General features: G+C 74.6%; 13 protein-coding genes and 1 pseudogene (1 of these 14 cut by a window edge). 11 read left to right on the top strand and 3 right to left on the bottom strand.

Annotated elements, in window-relative coordinates; genetic code table 11:
* Positions 1-366 precede the first annotated feature (366 nt).
* Positions 367-855, bottom strand: coding sequence for an NUDIX domain-containing protein (locus D450_RS0107090; RefSeq protein ID WP_017537979.1), 489 nt, complete (start codon positions 853-855; stop codon positions 367-369).
* Positions 856-1047: 192 nt separating this feature from the next.
* On the opposite strand from D450_RS0107090, the gene D450_RS0107085 reads away from it, so the two are divergent.
* The 6 genes from D450_RS0107085 (at position 1048) to tsaD (ending at position 7153) form a co-directional block, all read left to right on the top strand.
* On the top strand, positions 1048-3213 hold the full coding sequence (locus tag D450_RS0107085) for a PrsW family glutamic-type intramembrane protease (protein ID WP_017537978.1): 2166 nt from the start codon (positions 1048-1050) through the stop codon (positions 3211-3213).
* Positions 3214-3317: 104 nt separating this feature from the next.
* The gene (gene alr, locus D450_RS0107080) at positions 3318-4448 is read left to right on the top strand and encodes an alanine racemase (protein WP_017537977.1); all 1131 of its coding nucleotides are present in this window, start codon (positions 3318-3320) and stop codon (positions 4446-4448) included.
* Positions 4449-4468: 20 nt separating this feature from the next.
* Positions 4469-4921 carry a tRNA (adenosine(37)-N6)-threonylcarbamoyltransferase complex ATPase subunit type 1 TsaE gene (tsaE, locus tag D450_RS0107075; RefSeq protein ID WP_017537976.1) on the top strand — a complete coding sequence of 151 codons (453 nt, stop codon included), beginning with the start codon at positions 4469-4471 and terminating at the stop codon, positions 4919-4921.
* A gap of 11 nt (positions 4922-4932) precedes the next feature.
* On the top strand, positions 4933-5643 hold the full coding sequence (tsaB, locus tag D450_RS0107070) for a tRNA (adenosine(37)-N6)-threonylcarbamoyltransferase complex dimerization subunit type 1 TsaB (RefSeq protein ID WP_017537975.1): 711 nt from the start codon (positions 4933-4935) through the stop codon (positions 5641-5643).
* Positions 5631-6116 (top strand): ribosomal protein S18-alanine N-acetyltransferase, encoded by a 486-nt coding sequence (gene rimI, locus D450_RS0107065; RefSeq protein ID WP_017537974.1) that lies wholly within the window; start codon positions 5631-5633, stop codon positions 6114-6116. Before tsaB ends, rimI begins: the two co-directional genes overlap by 13 nt.
* Positions 6113-7153: a tRNA (adenosine(37)-N6)-threonylcarbamoyltransferase complex transferase subunit TsaD gene (tsaD, locus tag D450_RS0107060; protein WP_017537973.1), complete on the top strand. Its 1041-nt coding sequence runs from the start codon at positions 6113-6115 to the stop codon at positions 7151-7153. Before rimI ends, tsaD begins: the two co-directional genes overlap by 4 nt.
* A gap of 1188 nt (positions 7154-8341) precedes the next feature.
* Here the strand turns inward: tsaD and D450_RS0107055 are convergent.
* On the bottom strand, positions 8342-10177 hold the full coding sequence (locus D450_RS0107055) for a coiled-coil domain-containing protein (protein ID WP_017537972.1): 1836 nt from the start codon (positions 10175-10177) through the stop codon (positions 8342-8344).
* A 378-nt stretch (positions 10178-10555) separates the two neighbouring features.
* Positions 10556-11821, bottom strand: coding sequence for a class I SAM-dependent methyltransferase (locus tag D450_RS0107050; RefSeq protein WP_017537971.1), 1266 nt, complete (start codon positions 11819-11821; stop codon positions 10556-10558).
* Between the two features lie 191 nt (positions 11822-12012).
* Between D450_RS0107050 and groES the strand changes: the two genes are divergently transcribed.
* The 5 genes and pseudogenes from groES to D450_RS29660 all read left to right on the top strand — a co-directional run.
* A complete protein-coding gene (gene groES / locus D450_RS0107045) occupies positions 12013-12321 on the top strand; it encodes a co-chaperone GroES (protein WP_017537970.1) in 309 nt (102 codons plus the stop codon).
* A 104-nt stretch (positions 12322-12425) separates the two neighbouring features.
* On the top strand, positions 12426-14042 hold the full coding sequence (gene groL / locus D450_RS0107040; protein WP_017537969.1) for a chaperonin GroEL: 1617 nt from the start codon (positions 12426-12428) through the stop codon (positions 14040-14042).
* A 140-nt stretch (positions 14043-14182) separates the two neighbouring features.
* The gene (locus D450_RS0107035; protein WP_017537968.1) at positions 14183-14809 is read left to right on the top strand and encodes a sigma-70 family RNA polymerase sigma factor; all 627 of its coding nucleotides are present in this window, start codon (positions 14183-14185) and stop codon (positions 14807-14809) included.
* A gap of 163 nt (positions 14810-14972) precedes the next feature.
* On the top strand, positions 14973-16466 hold the full coding sequence (gene guaB / locus D450_RS0107030; protein ID WP_017537967.1) for an IMP dehydrogenase: 1494 nt from the start codon (positions 14973-14975) through the stop codon (positions 16464-16466).
* Positions 16467-16495: 29 nt separating this feature from the next.
* Positions 16496-17158: pseudogene (locus D450_RS29660) on the top strand (GuaB3 family IMP dehydrogenase-related protein) (it continues 401 nt past the right edge of the window).

Raw genomic sequence — 17158 nt, 5'->3', positions numbered from 1 at the left:
GCCGAGAGTTCCACCACTCCAGCGGACACGACCCCTGTCGTCGCCGCCCTTACTCCTGCGCCGAAGGGCCCCGCCGCCTGGCAAGCAGGCCGGAGCGGGGTACCAGCCTGCGCCGTCGCCGTTGCTCCTTGACCATCCGCACGCCCGGCGCCCGACAGTGCTGCGGTTGGGACCGGCCGCCTGTCGTCGTTACCGCTGCTCACCTGGACCGCGAGGGGCCGGGCGCTCGGCAAGCGGGGCCGGGGAACCGACCCGCCGTGCCGTCGCCGCCAACCCATACCGGCCATCCGCACGCCCGCTACCCGACCGCGCTACGGCTGGAATCGGCCCCCCTTCGTCATCGGCGGGGAATCCGGGACAGGCGTGTCAGTCGGAATCGTTCAAGCCCAGGTGGCGGGCGGCCTCCAGCCCCTTTTGGACGATGTCGGCGATGAAGTAGTCGCCCGGGTCGCGTTCGTCGTGCAGGAGGTGAAGGTGCTCCTCGTCCACCCACATGAACTCGGTGTGCTTGCCCTCCTCCAAGCGGGGCGACGAGAGGTCGCCGTCCACGCGGACCAGGTAGTCGACCTCGTGCCGGTCCACCCCGTCGTCCGGGGTCCACACGAGCCGGAACAGTTCGGCCTCCACCGAGCGCAGCCGCCACCCCGTCTCCTCGGCGACCTCGCGGGCCAGCGCCCGGACCGCGGACTCGCCCGCCTCGACGTGCCCGCCCACCACGTCCCAGCAGTTCGGGAAGGCCTTCCGGTCCGGCGACCTCCGCTGGGCGAACGCCCGCCCGCGCCCGTCCACCACGACCGCGCCCACCACCCACCGGTGGCCGTCGCCGGTGTCGGGGAACACCACGCCCTCCCGCACCCGGGGCCCGCCGGATCCGCCCGGCCTGTGTGGGCCGCCCGCCACCGGGCCGCCCCTGCTCTCGCCGTTCATGCCCGTGACCGTACCCCCGACCCGCGCCTTCCGGCGGCCGCAGGGGCCGCGATAGCGTAGGCGCCCCCGACGCGGAGGCGACCCCCGATTCGCACCCCCCGAGCCGGCACGAGGGAGACGATGGACGTCCAGCCCATGCTCACCCGCGACCTGGTCCTGCGCGTGTGCGCCAACTCCACCGAGTTCGCCACCGCCTGGACCGACGACGAGCGCAAGGTCGTCGCCCCCTTCCTCGCCCCCCGCGACACCGCCCTGATCGACGCGGTGGTGCGCGGCGCCGCCGCCATGGGCGTGGAGCGGATCCTGGTCTGCCGCACCCGCGCCGAGTACGCCTACGAACCGGTCACCGACGCCCCCGCCACCTCCGCCGCCGTGGTGGAGGTCATCCGCGGCTGGGGCGACGACCCCACCGACCTGCTCCTGGCCGTCGAGGACCTGTCCGCCGCGGTCCTGGTGACCGCCGACGAGCTGACCGTGGCCGCCGGCCCCGACGCCTTCGTCCGCGCCGTCGTCGGCGCCGACGTGCCCGGTGTCCGCGCCGGCTTCGCCGAGGAGGCCCAGGACCGCCGCGACCCCGACCTGATGCGCTCCGCCCAGCGCTACGGGTGCCTGGAGACCGGCGGCCGGCACGCCCGCACCTCCCGGTCCCCGGGCCCCGACCTCGCCGAGCGGCTGTCCGAACGCGCCCGGTCCCTGCGCGAGCACGCCCCCGGGACCGCCCGCGCGCTGCGCGCCGTGCGCGGCGGCGCCTGCTGGGCCCTGCTGGTCGTGCTCGCCCTCGCCGCCCTGTTCTCGCCCGGCGTCTCGGCCGCCGTCCCCGCCGCCTTCGGCGTGCTCTGGCTACTGGTCCAGCTGGCCGTTCCGGCCCGCTCGCGCACGGTCGGCTTCGCCACCCTGGTGCGGATCGTGCCGCTGGGCGCGCTCATGCTGTGGCCGATCGCGTTCGTGCAGCAGGTCCTCGCCCAGGCCCTGGGCCCGGAGGCGATGGGCGCCGGCGCCGGCGTCTACATCGCCGTCTACACCGAAGAGCTCGGCAAGCTGCTGCCGCTGCTGGCGCTGTGGCCGGTGGCCCGCCGCCGATTCCGCCGCCTGGCCGCCGTCGACTACCTGCTGCTCGGCGCGGCCTCCGGGGCCGGGTTCCACCTGGCCGAGCAGGGGCTGGCGGCGCTGGCCTCCCAGGGGGCGGTCGTCGGCGGCGCCGAACACCGGCTCTTCACCCTGCTGCCCGGGTGGACCCAGATGCTCCCCGACGGCCCGGTCTTCCCCGGCCACGGGGTGCTCACCGCGCTGGTCACCGGGGCGTTCGGGCTGGCCGTGGTTGGCCGCCGGCACTACGGTGCCTGGCTGTGGCTGCTGCCGGCGGCGGCGGTCGGCACCGCCGCGGTGGTGCACACCCGCTACAACGCGGCTGTGGAGGGCCTGGCCGTGGACCCCGTCGGGTCGTTCCTGGCGGCGCTGACCGGCGACGGCGCGCTGGTGCGGTGGCTGCTGCTCGCGCTGCTCGTCGCCGGCGTCCTCCTCGACCACCGGCTGGCCCGGCCCACCGCCGACACCACGCCGCCGCTGCCCGGAGCCGAGCCGCTGGCCGGGCTCACCCGCGCCGTCCGCGGCCGCCAGGTGCGGGCGCGGGTACGGGTGCCGGGCGACATCGCCCCGGTGTTCCGGCGCTCCGCCCTGGCCGCCATCCGCTTCCCGGTGACGGCGGCCACCGCCCTGGCCGCGATGGCGCACGAAGTCGCGGTGCAGGTCCGGGCGGCCCGAACGGGGCCTTCGGCGCTCTTCGACTGCTGGCGCTTCCTGCGGCACCGCCGGGCCCACGCGATGGGCGCGGCCCGGGCGGCGGGCCGCCCGTGGCGGCCCTACCCCTCGCACGCCCGCCTGGACGCCGCCCGGCGGAGGCTGGAGTCCGGCGCGCCCGCGATCGGCGCCACGGCGGTGGTGGGGACCGCGGCCGCGGCGGCCGCCGCCCTGCCCGTATCGCCCCCGGCCGGGGCCGGGCCGGAAGGGGCGGCCTACGCGCTCCCGGTGCTGCAGGCCGCGATCGAGACACTGTCGTCCGCGTCCGGCGCCGAGGCCGCCTGGTCCCTGGCCGGCGCGGCGGCGCTCCTGGCGCTGGCCGTCGGCGGATGGTCGGTGCCCTGGTCGCCTCCTGCCGCCCGCACCCTCCTGCGCAGCCCGGGCAGGGCCGCCCTGGAGATCGCGGGGATGGCGGCCCCGGGGCAGCTGCCGTACGCGGCCGCAGGCCTGGCCTCCCTCCTGCTGCCGCGCCGCCCGGAGGGCCGCTGACGCCGGGGCGGCGCCCCGCGCCCGCCCTGACCGGGGGCGGGACGTGAGCGCCGTCCCGTGCCGACCTGACACGGGCGGCGTCCGGTGCGTGCAAAACTGAATCCATGCCACCGAACTCCGCCGAAGCCCACGTCGACCTGGGTGCGATCGCCGAGAACACCGCGCTGCTGGCCGACCGGGCCCGCGGCGCGCAGGTGATGGGCGTCGTCAAGGCCGACGGGTACGGGCACGGCATGGTCCCCGCCGCCCGGGCCGTCCTGGCCGGAGGGGCCTCCTGGCTGGGAACCGCCTTCGTGGAGGAGGCCCTGGAGCTGCGCGCCGCCGGGATCACCGCCCCCGCCGTGGCGTGGATCCTGCCGCCCGGCGCGCCGCTCGGCGCCGCCATCGCCGCCGACATCGAGCTCGGCGTCTCCGCCGGCCACGTCCTCGACGACGTGGTCCGCGCCGCCCGCACCGAGGGCCGACGCGCGCGGGTGCACCTCAAGGCCGACACCGGCCTCAACCGGGGCGGCATCACCTCCGAGGACTGGCCCGCCCTCACCGCCGCGGCCGCCGCCGCCGAGGCCTCCGGCGAGATCGAGGTCACCGGCGTCTTCTCGCACTTCGCCTGCGCCGACGAGCCGGGCCACCCCTCGATCGCCGCGCAGGCCTCGGTCTTCACCCAGGCCCTGGAGATCGCCGAGAAGGCGGGGCTGCGCCCCCGCGTCCGGCACTTCGCCAACTCCGCGGCCACCCTCACCCTGCCCGAGACCCACTACGACCTGGTCCGCCCCGGCATCGCCTCCTACGGGCTCTGCCCGATCCCCGGCATGGAGGTGCCCGGCCTGCGCCCGGCGATGACCATGCGCGCCCGCATCGCCCTGGTCAAGCGGGTCCCCGCGGGCAGCGGCGTCTCCTACGGCCACCGCTACACCACCGCCGCCCCCGCCAACCTGGCGCTGGTCCCCGTCGGCTACGGCGACGGGGTGCCGCGGGCCGCCACCAACACCGCCCCGGTGCTGGCGGGCGGGCGGATCCGCACCATCGCCGGCACCGTGTGCATGGACCAGTTCGTGCTGGACCTGGGCGACGACACCGCCGACCCCGGCGACTGGGCGGTGCTCTTCGGCGACCCCGCCCGCGGGGAGCCGAGCGCCCAGGACTGGGCCCGGGTGCTCGGGACCATCCCCTACGAGGTCGTCACCCGGATCGGCCCCCGGGTCGCCCGTTCCTATTCCGGTCCCGGCGCACCCTGAGGCCGCCTACCCTGGTATCCGTGAACCAGACCGACGTGATCCCGACCGACGCCGCCATGCGCGACCTGGGCGTGCGCCTGGCCGGCGTGCTCGCCGCCGGCGACCTGGTCATCATGTCCGGGCCGCTCGGGGCGGGCAAGACCACCCTGACCCAGGGCCTGGCCGAGGGCATGAAGGTCCGCGGCCCCATCACCTCGCCGACGTTCGTCATCTCGCGCATCCACCCGCCGCTGGCCGGCGGCCCGTCGCTCGTGCACGTGGACGCCTACCGGCTCTCCGGTCCCGACGAGCTCGACGACATCGACCTGGACGCCACCCTGCCCGACGCGGTGACCGTCGTGGAGTGGGGCGAGGACGTGGCCGAGGGCCTGTCCGACGAGCGCTTGGAGGTGGCCATCGAGCGCCGCCCCGACGACACCCGCCGCGTGCGCCTGACCGGCATCGGCGCCCGCTGGGACGGCGTGCGGCTGTAGGCTGGTCGACCGTGCTGCTCCTGGCTTTCGACACCGCGACCCCGGCCGTCACCGCCGCGGTCTGCCAGGCCCCCGCCGGCGGGGGCCCCGACACCGTCCGCACCGCGGCCGCCACCTCCTCGGTGGACGCGCGCCGCCACGGCGAGCTGCTCGCCCCGGCGATCCAGGAGGCGATCGCCGAGGCCGGCACCCGCCTCGGCGACCTGGCGGGCATCGCCGTCGGCGTCGGCCCCGGCCCCTACACCGGCCTGCGGGTCGGCCTGGCCACCGCGCTCTCCCTGGCCGACGCCCTGGGCGTCCCCTGCCACGGGGTGCCCACCCTGGACGCCCTGGCCTACGCCTCCGGGCGCACCGGCCCGTTCATCGCGGCCAGCGACGCCCGCCGCAAGGAGGTGTTCTGGGCCCGGTACGCCGATGCCTCCACCCGCACCGGCGCGATCGCCGTGGACCGCCCCGCCGACGTCGACACCGGCGGCCTGCCGGTGGTCGGGCACGGCGCCGCCCTCTACCCGGCCGAGCTGGGAGGCGGCGCCCGGAACGGCCCCGAGGACGGCGACGAGGCGTTCGCGCCGCTGTACCCCACGGCCTCGGCCCTGGGCGAGCTGGTCCTGCGCCGCCTCCTCGCCGGGGAGGAGCTGGACGACCCCCGGCCGCTGTACCTGCGCCGCCCCGACGCGGCCGAGCCGTCCGGGCCGAAGAAGGTGGGCCAGTGGAAGGCGTGAGCGAGGTCCGGGTCCGCCCGATGGAGGGGGAGGACGTCGCGCCGGTCATGGTGCTGGAGCGCGCCCTGTTCCCCAAGGACGCCTGGAGCGAGGACATGCTCCGCGGCGAGTTGGCCGAGCCCACCCGGCACTACTTCGTCGCCGACCGCGGCGGCGAGCTGGTGGGCTACGCCGGGCTGCGCGCGGTGCCGCCCGAGGGCGACGTGCAGACCATCGCGGTGCGCGCCGACGCCCAGGGGGACGGCGTGGGCACGCGCCTGCTGACGACCCTGCTCGCCGAGGCGCAGGAGCGGGGCGTCACCGAGATGTTCCTGGAAGTGCGCTCGGACAACCCGCGCGCCCGCGAGCTCTACCGCCGCTTCGGCTTCGGGGAGATCGGGGTGCGCCGCAAGTACTACCGCGACGCCGACGCGATCGTGATGCGCCGCTCGGCGTCGGCGGCCGAGCGCTCGGGCGAGGAGAGGATCCGATGAGCCGAGACGACCTCCCCCTGGTCCTGGGCATCGAGACGTCGTGCGACGAGACCGGCGTGGGCCTGGTCCGCGGCTGCACGCTGCTGGGCGAGGACGTCGCCTCCAGTGTGGAGCAGCACGCCCGCTTCGGCGGCGTCGTCCCGGAGGTGGCCAGCCGCGCCCACCTGGAGGCCATGGTGCCCACGGTGCGCCGCGCGCTGGACAAGGCCGGGGTGGCGGCCTCGGACGTGGACGCGGTGGCGGTCACCGCCGGCCCCGGGCTGGCCGGGGCCCTGCTGGTGGGCGTCTCGGCGGCCAAGGCCTACGCGATGGCGCTGGACGTGCCGCTGTACGGGGTCAACCACCTGGTCGGCCATGTGGCCGTGGACCAGCTGGAGCACGGGCCGCTGCCCAAGCCCGCGGTGGCGCTGCTGGTGTCCGGCGGGCACACCTCGCTGCTGCTGGTGGAGGACCTGGCCACGCGGGTCCGCTCGCTGGGCGACACCGTGGACGACGCGGCCGGCGAGGCCTACGACAAGGTGGCCCGCCTGCTGGGGCTGCCCTACCCGGGCGGCCCGCCGATCGACCGCGCCGCGCGCGAGGGCGACCCCGGGGCGATCCGGTTCCCGCGAGGCAAGTGGGGCGACGGCACCTACGACTTCTCCTTCTCCGGCCTGAAGACGGCGGTCGCCCGCTGGGTGGAGGACGCCGGGGGACAGGGCCGAGAGCTCCCGGTGGACGACATCGCCGCCGGGTTCCAGGAGTCGGTGGTCGACGTGCTGACCCGTAAGGCGGTCGACGCCTGTGTGGACAACGGCGTGGACCACCTGGTCATCAGCGGCGGGGTGGCGGCCAACTCCCGGCTGCGCGCCCTGGCCGAGGAGCGCTGCGCCGAGGCCGGGGTGCGGCTGCGCGTCCCGCGCCCGAAGCTGTGCACCGACAACGGCGCGATGATCGGCGCCCTGGGCGCTGAGGTGGTGGCCGCCGGCCTGCCCCCGTCCCGCCTGGACCTGGCGACCGACACCTCCCTCCCGGTGAACATGCCCCTGGCCCCCTGACGGGGAAGGGGGAAACGGCGGCATGGGCCGGGCGGTTCCCCGGCTGTTCCTGTCGGGTGCCGGGTTCCTTGCGGTGCGGGGGGATCTGCGGCGACGGCGTGGCTGGTGCCCCGCTCGCGGGTGTCGGCCGGGCGGCGGGTCGGCGGAGGTGCCGGTAGGAGGCGGCGACGAGGAAGCGGGGCGGTTCCCCGGCCGCTCTTGTCGGGTGCCGGGTTTCTCGTGGTCCGGGCGGGGCGGCCGCCGACTGCCCCGGGGCTGCGCGTAACTCTTCTGACCTGGGGTAATACGGAACGTCACGGCTGTCGATGGGGGAGGGCGCGCTCGTCGACGCCTCTTCGGGCGGTCCGGGTGCGATCCCGGCCAGACCAGAACAGGATTCGGTCGAGAAAAGTCGGGAATGGTGCCGATCGTCCGGTTTTGGCTGGAGAGGGTCCGCTGGAGCCGGGCGGGGGCGGCGGCCTGCGCCGGTCTTCGCGCCGCCGTCATCCCGCCCGTGCTCACTCTGGGTGACGGCGGGGGTGTTGGTGGAACCGCGGTACCGCTAGGAGGGGGATCGGGCACCGAATCCGGTTCTGGTCTGGCCGCCGCCGCGCACCGGCCCGGTTCGGAAGGGGGAGGCGGGGCGTTCCCGGCGCGCGGCCCCTCGTTTCACCGGCCTCGGGCCTTCGGTGGTGCGGGCGAGGGGGGAGGGCCGGTCGGGGCATCGTGAGTGGTGATATTGCCACCCGATTGCACATTGCGTGGCGATTTCACCACTCTCGATAGGGGTGTCGTGTGCAGCGGGCGCATCCGGGTGGCCCGGCGGCCGACTGCCAGCGCCGCGGGGAACGGCCCCGCCTTCTTCGTCGCCGCCTCTTGCCGACACCCTGCCGCCCCGCCGCTCGGCCGGTGTCCGTGAGCGGGGTACCTGCTGTGCCGCCGCTGCGGATCCCCCGGACCCTGAGGAACCCGGCGGCCGACATCCAGGGCCGGGGAACCGCCCCGCTCCCTCGTCCCCCTCGTCCTCCTCGTCTCTCTCGCCGCCGCCTGAACGGCCATCGCGTCGGTGCCGTCTGCGTCCCACGTACGAGCCCCACGTACGAGTCCCACGAAAAAGGGGCGGGCCTTCGGCCCGCCCCTTCATGGTCCGGTGGCCGGGTGTCTCACCCGCGGCCGGCCGGGAGGGTCACAGGTCCCCTCGCCGCCCCGTCACTCGTCGTCGTCATCGTCCTCGTCGCGGCGGCGCTTCTTGCGGCCGTCCTTGCCGGGGCGCAGCAGGGCCTCGGCCAGGGCCAGCATGGTCTCCTCCAGCGCCGCCAGGCGCTTGGTGACGTCGTCGTGCGAGGTCTCCACGGCCTCGCTGAGCGCCTCTTCGAGCTCGTGCCGGTCCGGGCGGGCCTGCACGTCCTTGGCGATCGGCGCCAGCGCCCCGGTCAGCGCCTTCTCCAGCGCGTCCAGCCGGTCGCCGTGGTCGACCACCGGGCGCTCGGACAGCTCGGTCAGGCGCCGGTGCAGCTCGGAGACCTCCATGAGCGACGGCAGCTGGGCCAGCCGCTGGTTGAGCGCCTCCAGGCGGTCGTCCACCGCCTCCAGGCGCCCGTCCACGCCGTCGATCTGCCCGTCGACGCCCTCCAGGTGGCCGTTGACCCCCTCGAACTTGCCCTCGACGCCGCCCAGGCGTCCCTCGATACCCTCCAGGCGCCCGCCGATCCCGTCGAAGCTGCCCTCGAAGTGCCCCTCGAAGGTGTCGAACCGGTCGGTCAGTCGGCCGAGCCCGCTGTCGAAGCGGCCGCTGATCGCCTCCAGGTGCCCGTCGATCCGCTCGCCCACCGAGGTCCGGTGCTCGTCGCTCTTGGCGTTGAGCGCGGTGATGCCCGCCTCCAGGGCGCCCTTGAGCGACTCCAGCTCCGCCGCGGCGGCGGCCCGGTCCTCCTCGGCCTGCGACCGCAGCCCGCGGGCGGTCTCCTCCAGCCGCTCGGCCAGGTGCTCGCGGTACTGGTCGTCGCGCTCGCGCAGCTCCGAGCGGTGCAGCTCCAGCTGCTCGTGCAGCTCGCCGAGGCGCTCGCGCACGTGGGTGCGCAGCTCGCCCAGGCGCTGCTCGGTGGACTCGGCCAGTTTGCCCAGCGCCCCGGACACGTCGGCGACCGCCGCCGTGGCCTCGGCGTGGTTCTCCTCGTTCTGGGCGGTGAGCTTGGCCGCGGTCTTGGCGAGTTCGGAGGTGAGCGCCTCGCGCTGCTCCTGCAGCGTGCTGGAGAGCGCCTCGTGGTTCTCGACCGCGCGGGTCTCGGCCGCCTCGCGCTGTTCCTGCAGGGCGGTGGTGAGGGCCTCGTGGTTCTCGGTGGCGCGGGTCTCCAGGGCCTCGCGCTGTTCGCGCAGCGCCGTGGTGAGGGCCTCGTGGTTCTCGCCGACGCGGGCCTCCAGCGACCCGTGCTGCTCCTGCAGCGCCGTGGTCAGCGTCTCGGCCCGCTCCTTCTCGGACTCCGACAGCGCCCCGAGCGACGACTCCAGCGACTCCACGCGCTCGACCAGCGCCGCCAGGCGCTCCTCGGTCGCCGCCGAGAGCGCCTGCACGCCCCCGCCGACCTCCTCGACCCCGGTGCCGACCTCGTCCAGGCGGGCCCGGGTGCGGGCCTGCTCCTCGGAGAGCTCCTTGATCCGGTCCAGCGCGCTGGTGACGTGGTCGGCCACCCCCCGCACGTCGGACCGCAGCGCCGGGATCTCGGCGAGCGGCTTGACCCGCTGCCCGACCATCTCGATGTGCTCGGCGAGGGTCTCGGCCCACTCCGGCGGGCGCGCGCCCAGGTCGTCGACCTTGCCCTGGACGGCGGAGACCGCCTCGGCGAGCGTGGTGAACTCCCGTTCGCGGAACTCGCGCAGGAGCCACTCCATGCCCTCCAGGCGCTGGCGCATCTCCTCGGACACCGCGCCCTGGGACTTCTGCTCGGAGACCTGCTCCTGGGCGGCCCGGGACAGCAGGTCCCGCATCCGGTCGGAGATGCCGGTCTGACCTCCCCCGTTGAGGAAGTTGTGGCTGCTCTGTTCCACCGAGGCGCTCCTTAAGTGCTCTGAAGAGGGCCCCCGGCCCGGACGGAAGGGACGGGGGAGGGAGAAGTCGGGACGTCGGCGCGGGGGCGGCGGGGCGCATCACCCGGCGCCAGGGGTCGAACGCGTGCGGTGACCGTCGCGGGCGCGGCGGTGGGGCGAGGGCTCGGAGCGCGCCCGCCTGCCGCCGCCGGACGGATCCGCCGAAAGGGAAACGCCGACCGCGCGGGCCAGTTTAACGACATGGGCCTCGCTCGCCGCGGTCGAGTGCCGAAGATCGCTTGTCTCCCGGAAGTTCCACGGAGCAACGCTAGTACCGGAATCACCGGGAGTCATCGCCGTTCCACCGAATTCCCGAAAAGCGCAATTCATCCCTTTTGTTCAAGAGGCGCCGCTGACCTCGGAACACAGCAGGCAGAACGGCTTCTCGCCGATCCGGGTGAGCACCACCACCACCGATCCGGGGCCCGTGGCGCGCAGGTCGCGGCGGAGCCGCTCCACGTCCACGGCCGATCCGCGTTTCTTAATCGTTACGGTGCCCGCCCCGCGGGCGCGCACCGCGGCGCGCAGCCGCTTGAGCGAGAACGGCATCGCCTCGTGCACTTCATAGGCGCGGCAGAACGGCGTGTCCACCAGCCGGTCGGAGGCGATGTAGGCGATGCGCGGATCCAGCAGCACCCCCTCGACCTGCGCGGCCGCCTCGGCCACCAGGTGCGCCCGGACCACCGCGCCGTCCGGCTCGTACAGGTAGCGCCCCGGGGCGCCGACCGGGGCCGCCTCCTCCTCGGCGCCGCCGGCCAGGGTGCGGGCGCGGCCGCCGCGCAGCAGGGTGGCCCGGCGCGCCGCCCCGTCGGCCAGCCCGCCGTACCACAGCGCCGCCTCCTTCACCTCGCCGTCCACCGACACCCACTCGGCCGACACCCCGGGCGCGATCCGCTCGTACGGCAGTCCGGGCGCGGCCTTCACACAGGCCGCGGGCGCCGCCTGCGCCAGCGCCTCGACGGTGTCCCAGGCGGGGGAGTAGGCGTCCGGGTCGAACACCCGACCCCGCTTCCCGCGCCGCGCGGGGTCGCAGAAGAGCGCGTCGGTGCCGGGGGCGGGGGCCCACTCCGGGCCGACCGTGCCCACGCGCACGCCGACCCGGTCGTCCACCCCCAGCGCCGCCATGTTGGCGGCGGCGACCTGGGCGGTGTGCGGGTCGGCGTCCACCGCCTCCACCCGCAGGCCGGACCCGGCCAGCGCCGCCGCGTCCGCCCCGATGCCGCAGCACAGGTCGGCCACCTGGGCCCCCTCGCCCAGTGCCGCGGCGAACCGCGCGGCCCGGTGCCGCGCCGCCTCGGCGCGGGTGGCCTGCTCCAGGCCGTCGGGGGTGAAGAACATCCGCGCGGCACGGTCGCCGAACTTCTCGCGCGCGCGTGAGCGCAGCCGCGCCTGGGTGAGCGCCGCCGCCGCGACGCCCGCCGGGTCGGCGCCGCCGGGCAGCTCACCGGCGGCCTCCTCGGCCACCGCCCGCAGGCGGGTGGCGGCGCGGAGCGCATCGCCGCGGGCCTCCTCCAGCGCGGCCTGCTCCAGCAGCCGCCCGCCCACCGGTGTGAGCAGCGCCGCGAACGCCTCGCCGGCCCGCTCACCAGGCCCTGTCTCGGGCAATGCTTCCCCCTGTGACCAGTTGTTTGACGCGCCCGAGAGGCCGGGCTAATGTTCGGTACTGGCACTCTCGACGTTAGAGTGCTAATCGCGACGAGGCCGGTCTGGCACCCGCGACGGCAGGCCGCCGTGGTCGCCCCTTTTGACAAGAATGCCGTTCCGCATCATCGAACCTGAAGGGGGAGGTCACACCCGTGTCGACCGCCACCAAGACCGTCCTGAAGCCGCTTGAGGACCGCGTCGTCGTCAAGACGCTCGAGGCCGAGCAGACCACCGCCTCCGGCCTGGTCATCCCGGACACCGCCAAGGAGAAGCCCCAGGAGGGCGAGGTCCTGGCCGTGGGCCCGGGCCGCCTGGACGACAAGGGCAACCGCGTCGCCCTCGACGTCAAGGTCGGCGACGTCGTCCTGTACAGCAAGTACGGCGGCACCGAGGTCAAGTACGACAACGAGGAGTACCTCGTCCTCTCCGCCCGCGACCTGCTCGCGGTCGTCGAGAAGTAGGACCTCCTCGCACCGTTCCGCGGTGCACCAGCCCCGGCCGGCCCGCGTGCCGGGCGGGGCTTTCGCACATCACCGTACTTGCACGGAGAGGCAGTTCCACAGCCATGCCGAAGATCCTGGAGTTCGAGGAGGACGCCCGCCGCGCCTTGGAGCGCGGCGTCGACCGCCTCGCCAACGCCGTGAAGGTGACCCTGGGCCCCCGGGGCCGCAACGTCGTCATCGACAAGAAGTTCGGCGCCCCGACCATCACCAACGACGGCGTGACCGTCGCGCGCGAGGTGGAGCTGGAGGACCCCTACGAGGACCTGGGGGCCCAGCTGGTCAAGGAGGTCGCCACCAAGACCAACGACGCCGCCGGCGACGGCACCACCACCGCCACCGTGCTGGCCCAGGCCCTGGTCAAGGAGGGGCTGCGCAGCGTCGCCGCGGGCGCCTCCCCGGTGGCCCTGCGCAAGGGCATCGGCGTGGCCGCCGAGGCGGTGTCCAACGCCCTGCTGAAGCGCGCCCGCGAGGTCGGCGAGCGCGCCGACATCGCCTACGTGGCCACCAACTCCGCCCAGGACGCCCAGATCGGCGACCTGATCGCCGAGGCCTTCGACAAGGTGGGCAAGGACGGTGTCATCACCGTCGAGGAGTCCCCGGCCATGGGGCTGGACCTGCAGTTCACCGAGGGCCTGCAGTTCGACAAGGGGTACGTCTCCCCCTACTTCGTCACCGACGGCGACCGCCAGGAGGCGGTGCTGGAGAACGCCCTGATCCTGATCCACCAGGGCAAGATCTCCAACCTCAACGAGCTGCTGCCGCTGCTGGAGAAGATCGTCCAGCAGAAGAAGCCGGTGCTGATCATCGCCGAGGACATCGAGGGCGACGCGCTGGGCGCCCTGGTGCTCAACAAGATCCGCGGCGCCCTCAACGTCGCCGCGGTCAAGGCCCCCGGCTTCGGCGAGCGCCGCAAGGCCATGCTGCAGGACATCGCGGTCCTCACCGGCGGCCAGGTCATCGCCGAGGAGGTCGGCCTGACCCTGGAGAACGCCGAGATCGACGTGCTGGGCACCGCCCGCCGCATCACCGTCACCAAGGACGAGACCACCATCGTCGACGGCGGCGGCGAGCAGTCCGAGGTCGACGACCGGGTCCGCCAGATCCGCAAGGAGATCGAGGCCAGCGACTCGGACTGGGACCGCGAGAAGCTCCAGGAGCGCCTGGCCAAGCTGGGCGGCGGCGTCTCGGTGCTGCGCGTGGGCGCGGCCACCGAGGTCGAGCTCAAGGAGAAGAAGCACCGCCTGGAGGACGCGATCTCGGCCACCCGCGCCGCGATCGAGGAGGGCATCGTCCCCGGCGGCGGCGCCTCCCTGGTGCACGCCGTCTCGGCCCTGGACGGCCTGGACCTGACCGGCGACGAGGCCACCGGCGCCGACATCATGCGCCGCGCCCTGCCCGAGCCGGCCCGCTGGATCGCGGTCAACGCCGGCGCCGAGGGCTACGTGGTCACCTACAAGATCGCCGAGCTGGACGCCGGCCAGGGCTTCAACGCCGCCACCGGCACCTACGGCGACCTGATGGCCCAGGGCATCATCGACCCGGTCAAGGTCACCCGCTCCGCGGTGGAGAACGCCGCCTCCATCGCCGGCATGCTGCTCACCACCGAGGCCCTGGTGGTGGACAAGCCGGAGGAGGACGAGGGCGAGGCCGCCGGGCACGGCCACGGCCACGGGCACTAGAGGCCGCTCTGCACTACCATGCGTGCCCCGGGGTCCCACCCGGGGCACGCGTGTTTTACCCGGCATTTCCACCAAATGTGATCATTCTGTAGTCGTCGTTCGTGACGTTAAGGGGCGGTGGTCGGGGCATGATTCGAGGCGTGACGGATCAACGCGCCGCCGGGGCCGTGCTGGCCAGGCGCTCGGCACCCCGGCGCCCAGCGACCGATGACGCGGAGCTGGGGCGGCTGACCACGCTGGCGGTCCAGGGGGACCACGGCGCGGTCGACTCGCTCCTACGCGAGATCCGCCCCATGGTGGTGCGGTACTGCCGGGCCCGGCTCTCCCGGGTCTCCGGGTACGCCCACTACACCGACGACGTGGCCCAGGAGGTGTGCATCGCCCTGCTGTCGGCCCTGCCCCGCTACGAGGACATGGGCCGGCCCTTCGCCTCCTTCGTCTTCGGGATCGCCGCCCACAAGGTCGCCGACGCGCTGCGCACCTCCACCCGCGCCGACGTGCCCACCGACACCGTCCCCGACCGGCCCGACGACGGCCCCTCCCCGGAGGAGGCGGCGGTGCGCAGGGTCGAGGCCGACCGGGCCCGGGCCCTCTTGGAAGAACTCCCCGAGCAGCAGCGCAGGCTGCTCGTGATGCGCGTGATTGCGGGACTGTCAGCAGATGAGACCGGACATGTACTCGGAATGTCGGCGGGCGCGGTACGGGTTGCCCAGCACCGAGCTCTTGCTCGGCTTCGGCACGTGGCCGTGGCGAACCGCCTCTTCTGAGCCGCCCGGCCACGCGCCGCGCACCCCCGGACCGCGCGGCTGCCGCCGCCCCTCCCGCATCCCCGCCGACCGCTGGTGCCGCCGCCTGTGAGCCCGTTCACGGGGTGAGCCCGTGGCCAGGGGTTCTAGGATGGGGCTGCACGCGCGAGTGGTTGGGATATCCATGACACAGCTTTATACGGGGGAGGGCGGCAAGGTCCTTCCGCCCGGACTCACCTACGACGACGTCCTGCTGGTGCCGGCGTACTCGGACCTGCAGCCCGGCGAGGCCGACACCTCCACGCGGCTGTCCCGGACCATCGACCTGCGCATGCCGCTGCTGTCGGCGGCCATGGACACGGTCACCGAGGCCCGCACCGCGGTGGCCATGGCCCGCCAGGGCGGCACCGGGGTGCTGCACCGCAACATGTCCGCCGACGAGCAGGCCGCCCAGGTCGACCTGGTCAAGCGCTCCGAGGCCGGGATGGTCACCGACCCGGTCACCTGCGGCCCCGACGACACCCTCGCCGACGTGGAGCGCCTCAGCGCCCACTACCGCATCTCCGGGGCCCCGGTCACCGACGCCGAGGGCCGCCTGGTCGGCATCGTCACCAACCGGGACATGCGCTTCGAGCTGGACCGCAGCCGCCGGGTCCGCGACGTGATGACCCCGATGCCGCTGGTCACCGCGCCGGTGGGGGTCGGCCGCGAGGAGGCCCTGCGCCTGCTGCGCGAGAACAAGGTGGAGAAGCTTCCGCTGGTCGACGACCGGGACCGGCTGCGCGGGCTGATCACCGTCAAGGACTTCATCAAGAGCGAGCAGTTCCCCGACGCCACCAAGGACGCCGACGGCCGCCTGGTCGTCGGCGCGGCCGTGGGCGTGGGCGCCGACGCCGTCGAGCGCGCCAAGCGGCTGCTGGAGGCCGGGGTCGACTTCCTGGTGGTGGACACCGCGCACGGCCACTCGGCCGGCGTGGCCGACACCGTGGCCACCCTCAAGGGCCACACCGACGTGGACGTGGTCGCCGGCAACATCGCCACCCGGGACGGCGCGCAGACGCTCATCGACGCCGGCGCCGACGCCGTCAAGGTCGGGGTGGGCCCCGGCTCCATCTGCACCACCCGGGTCGTGGCCGGGGTGGGCGCCCCCCAGGTCACCGCCGTGATGGAGGCCGCCAAGGCGGCCGGGCCGGCCGGGGTGCCGGTCATCGCCGACGGCGGCCTGCAGTACTCCGGCGACATCGCCAAGGCGATCGTGGCCGGCGCGAGCACCGTGATGCTGGGCAGCCTGCTGGCCGGCGTGGAGGAGAGCCCGGGCGAGCTCATCTTCATCAACGGCAAGCAGTACAAGACCTACCGCGGCATGGGGTCGCTGGGCGCCATGCGCGGCCGCTCCTTCTCCAAGGACCGCTACTCCCAGGCCGAGGTCACCACCGAGGAGAAGCTCATCCCCGAGGGCGTCGAGGGCCAGGTGCCCTACCGCGGGCCGCTGGAGGCCGTCGCCCACCAGCTCGTGGGCGGGCTGCGCCAGTCCATGTGGTACGCCGGGGCCCGCACCGTCGACGACCTGCGGGACCGGGGGCGCCTGATGCAGATCACCGCGGCCGGGCTCAAGGAGAGCCACCCGCACGACATCCAGATGACCGTCGAGGCGCCGAACTACAGCGGCCGCAAGTAAGCAGCGAGGAGAGCGAAGCGTTGGCTCAGGTGGAGATCGGGCTGGGCAAGAACGGGCGACGGGCCTACGAGCTCGACGAGATCGGGATCGTCCCCGCCCGCCGCACCCGCGACCCCGAGGAGGTGTCGATCGCCTGGCAGATCGACGCCTACCGGTTCGAGATGCCGCTGGTCGCCAGCCCCATGGACAGCGTCTCCTCCCCGGAGACCGCGGTCGCCCTGGGGCGCCACGGCGGCCTGGGCGTGCTGGACCTGGAAGGGCTGTGGACCCGCTACGAGGACCCCGAGCCGCTGCTGGCCGAGATCAGCGAGCTGGGCGACGAGGCCGCCACCGAGCGCCTGCAGGCGATCTACGCCGAGCCGATCAAGGAGGAGCTGATCGGCCGCCGGATCGAGCAGATCCGCCAGGCCGGGGTGGTCGCCGCCGCCCGGCTCTCCCCGCAGCGCACCGCCCAGTACCACAAGGCGGTCGTGGACGCCGGGGTGGACCTGTTCGTCATCCGCGGCACCACCGTCTCGGCCGAGCACGTCTCCGGCCGCGCCGAGCCGCTCAACCTCAAGCAGTTCATCTACGACCTGGACGTGCCGGTGGTGGTGGGCGGCTGCGCCACCTACACCGCGGCGCTGCACCTGATGCGCACCGGCGCGGCCGGGGTGCTGGTCGGCTTCGGCGGCGGCGCCGGGCACACCACC

The organism is Nocardiopsis halophila DSM 44494 (genome assembly GCF_000341245.1).
GTDB classification, from domain to species: Bacteria; Actinomycetota; Actinomycetes; order Streptosporangiales; family Streptosporangiaceae; genus Nocardiopsis_A; species Nocardiopsis_A halophila.
This window is presented reverse-complemented; position numbering and strand designations above follow the sequence as displayed.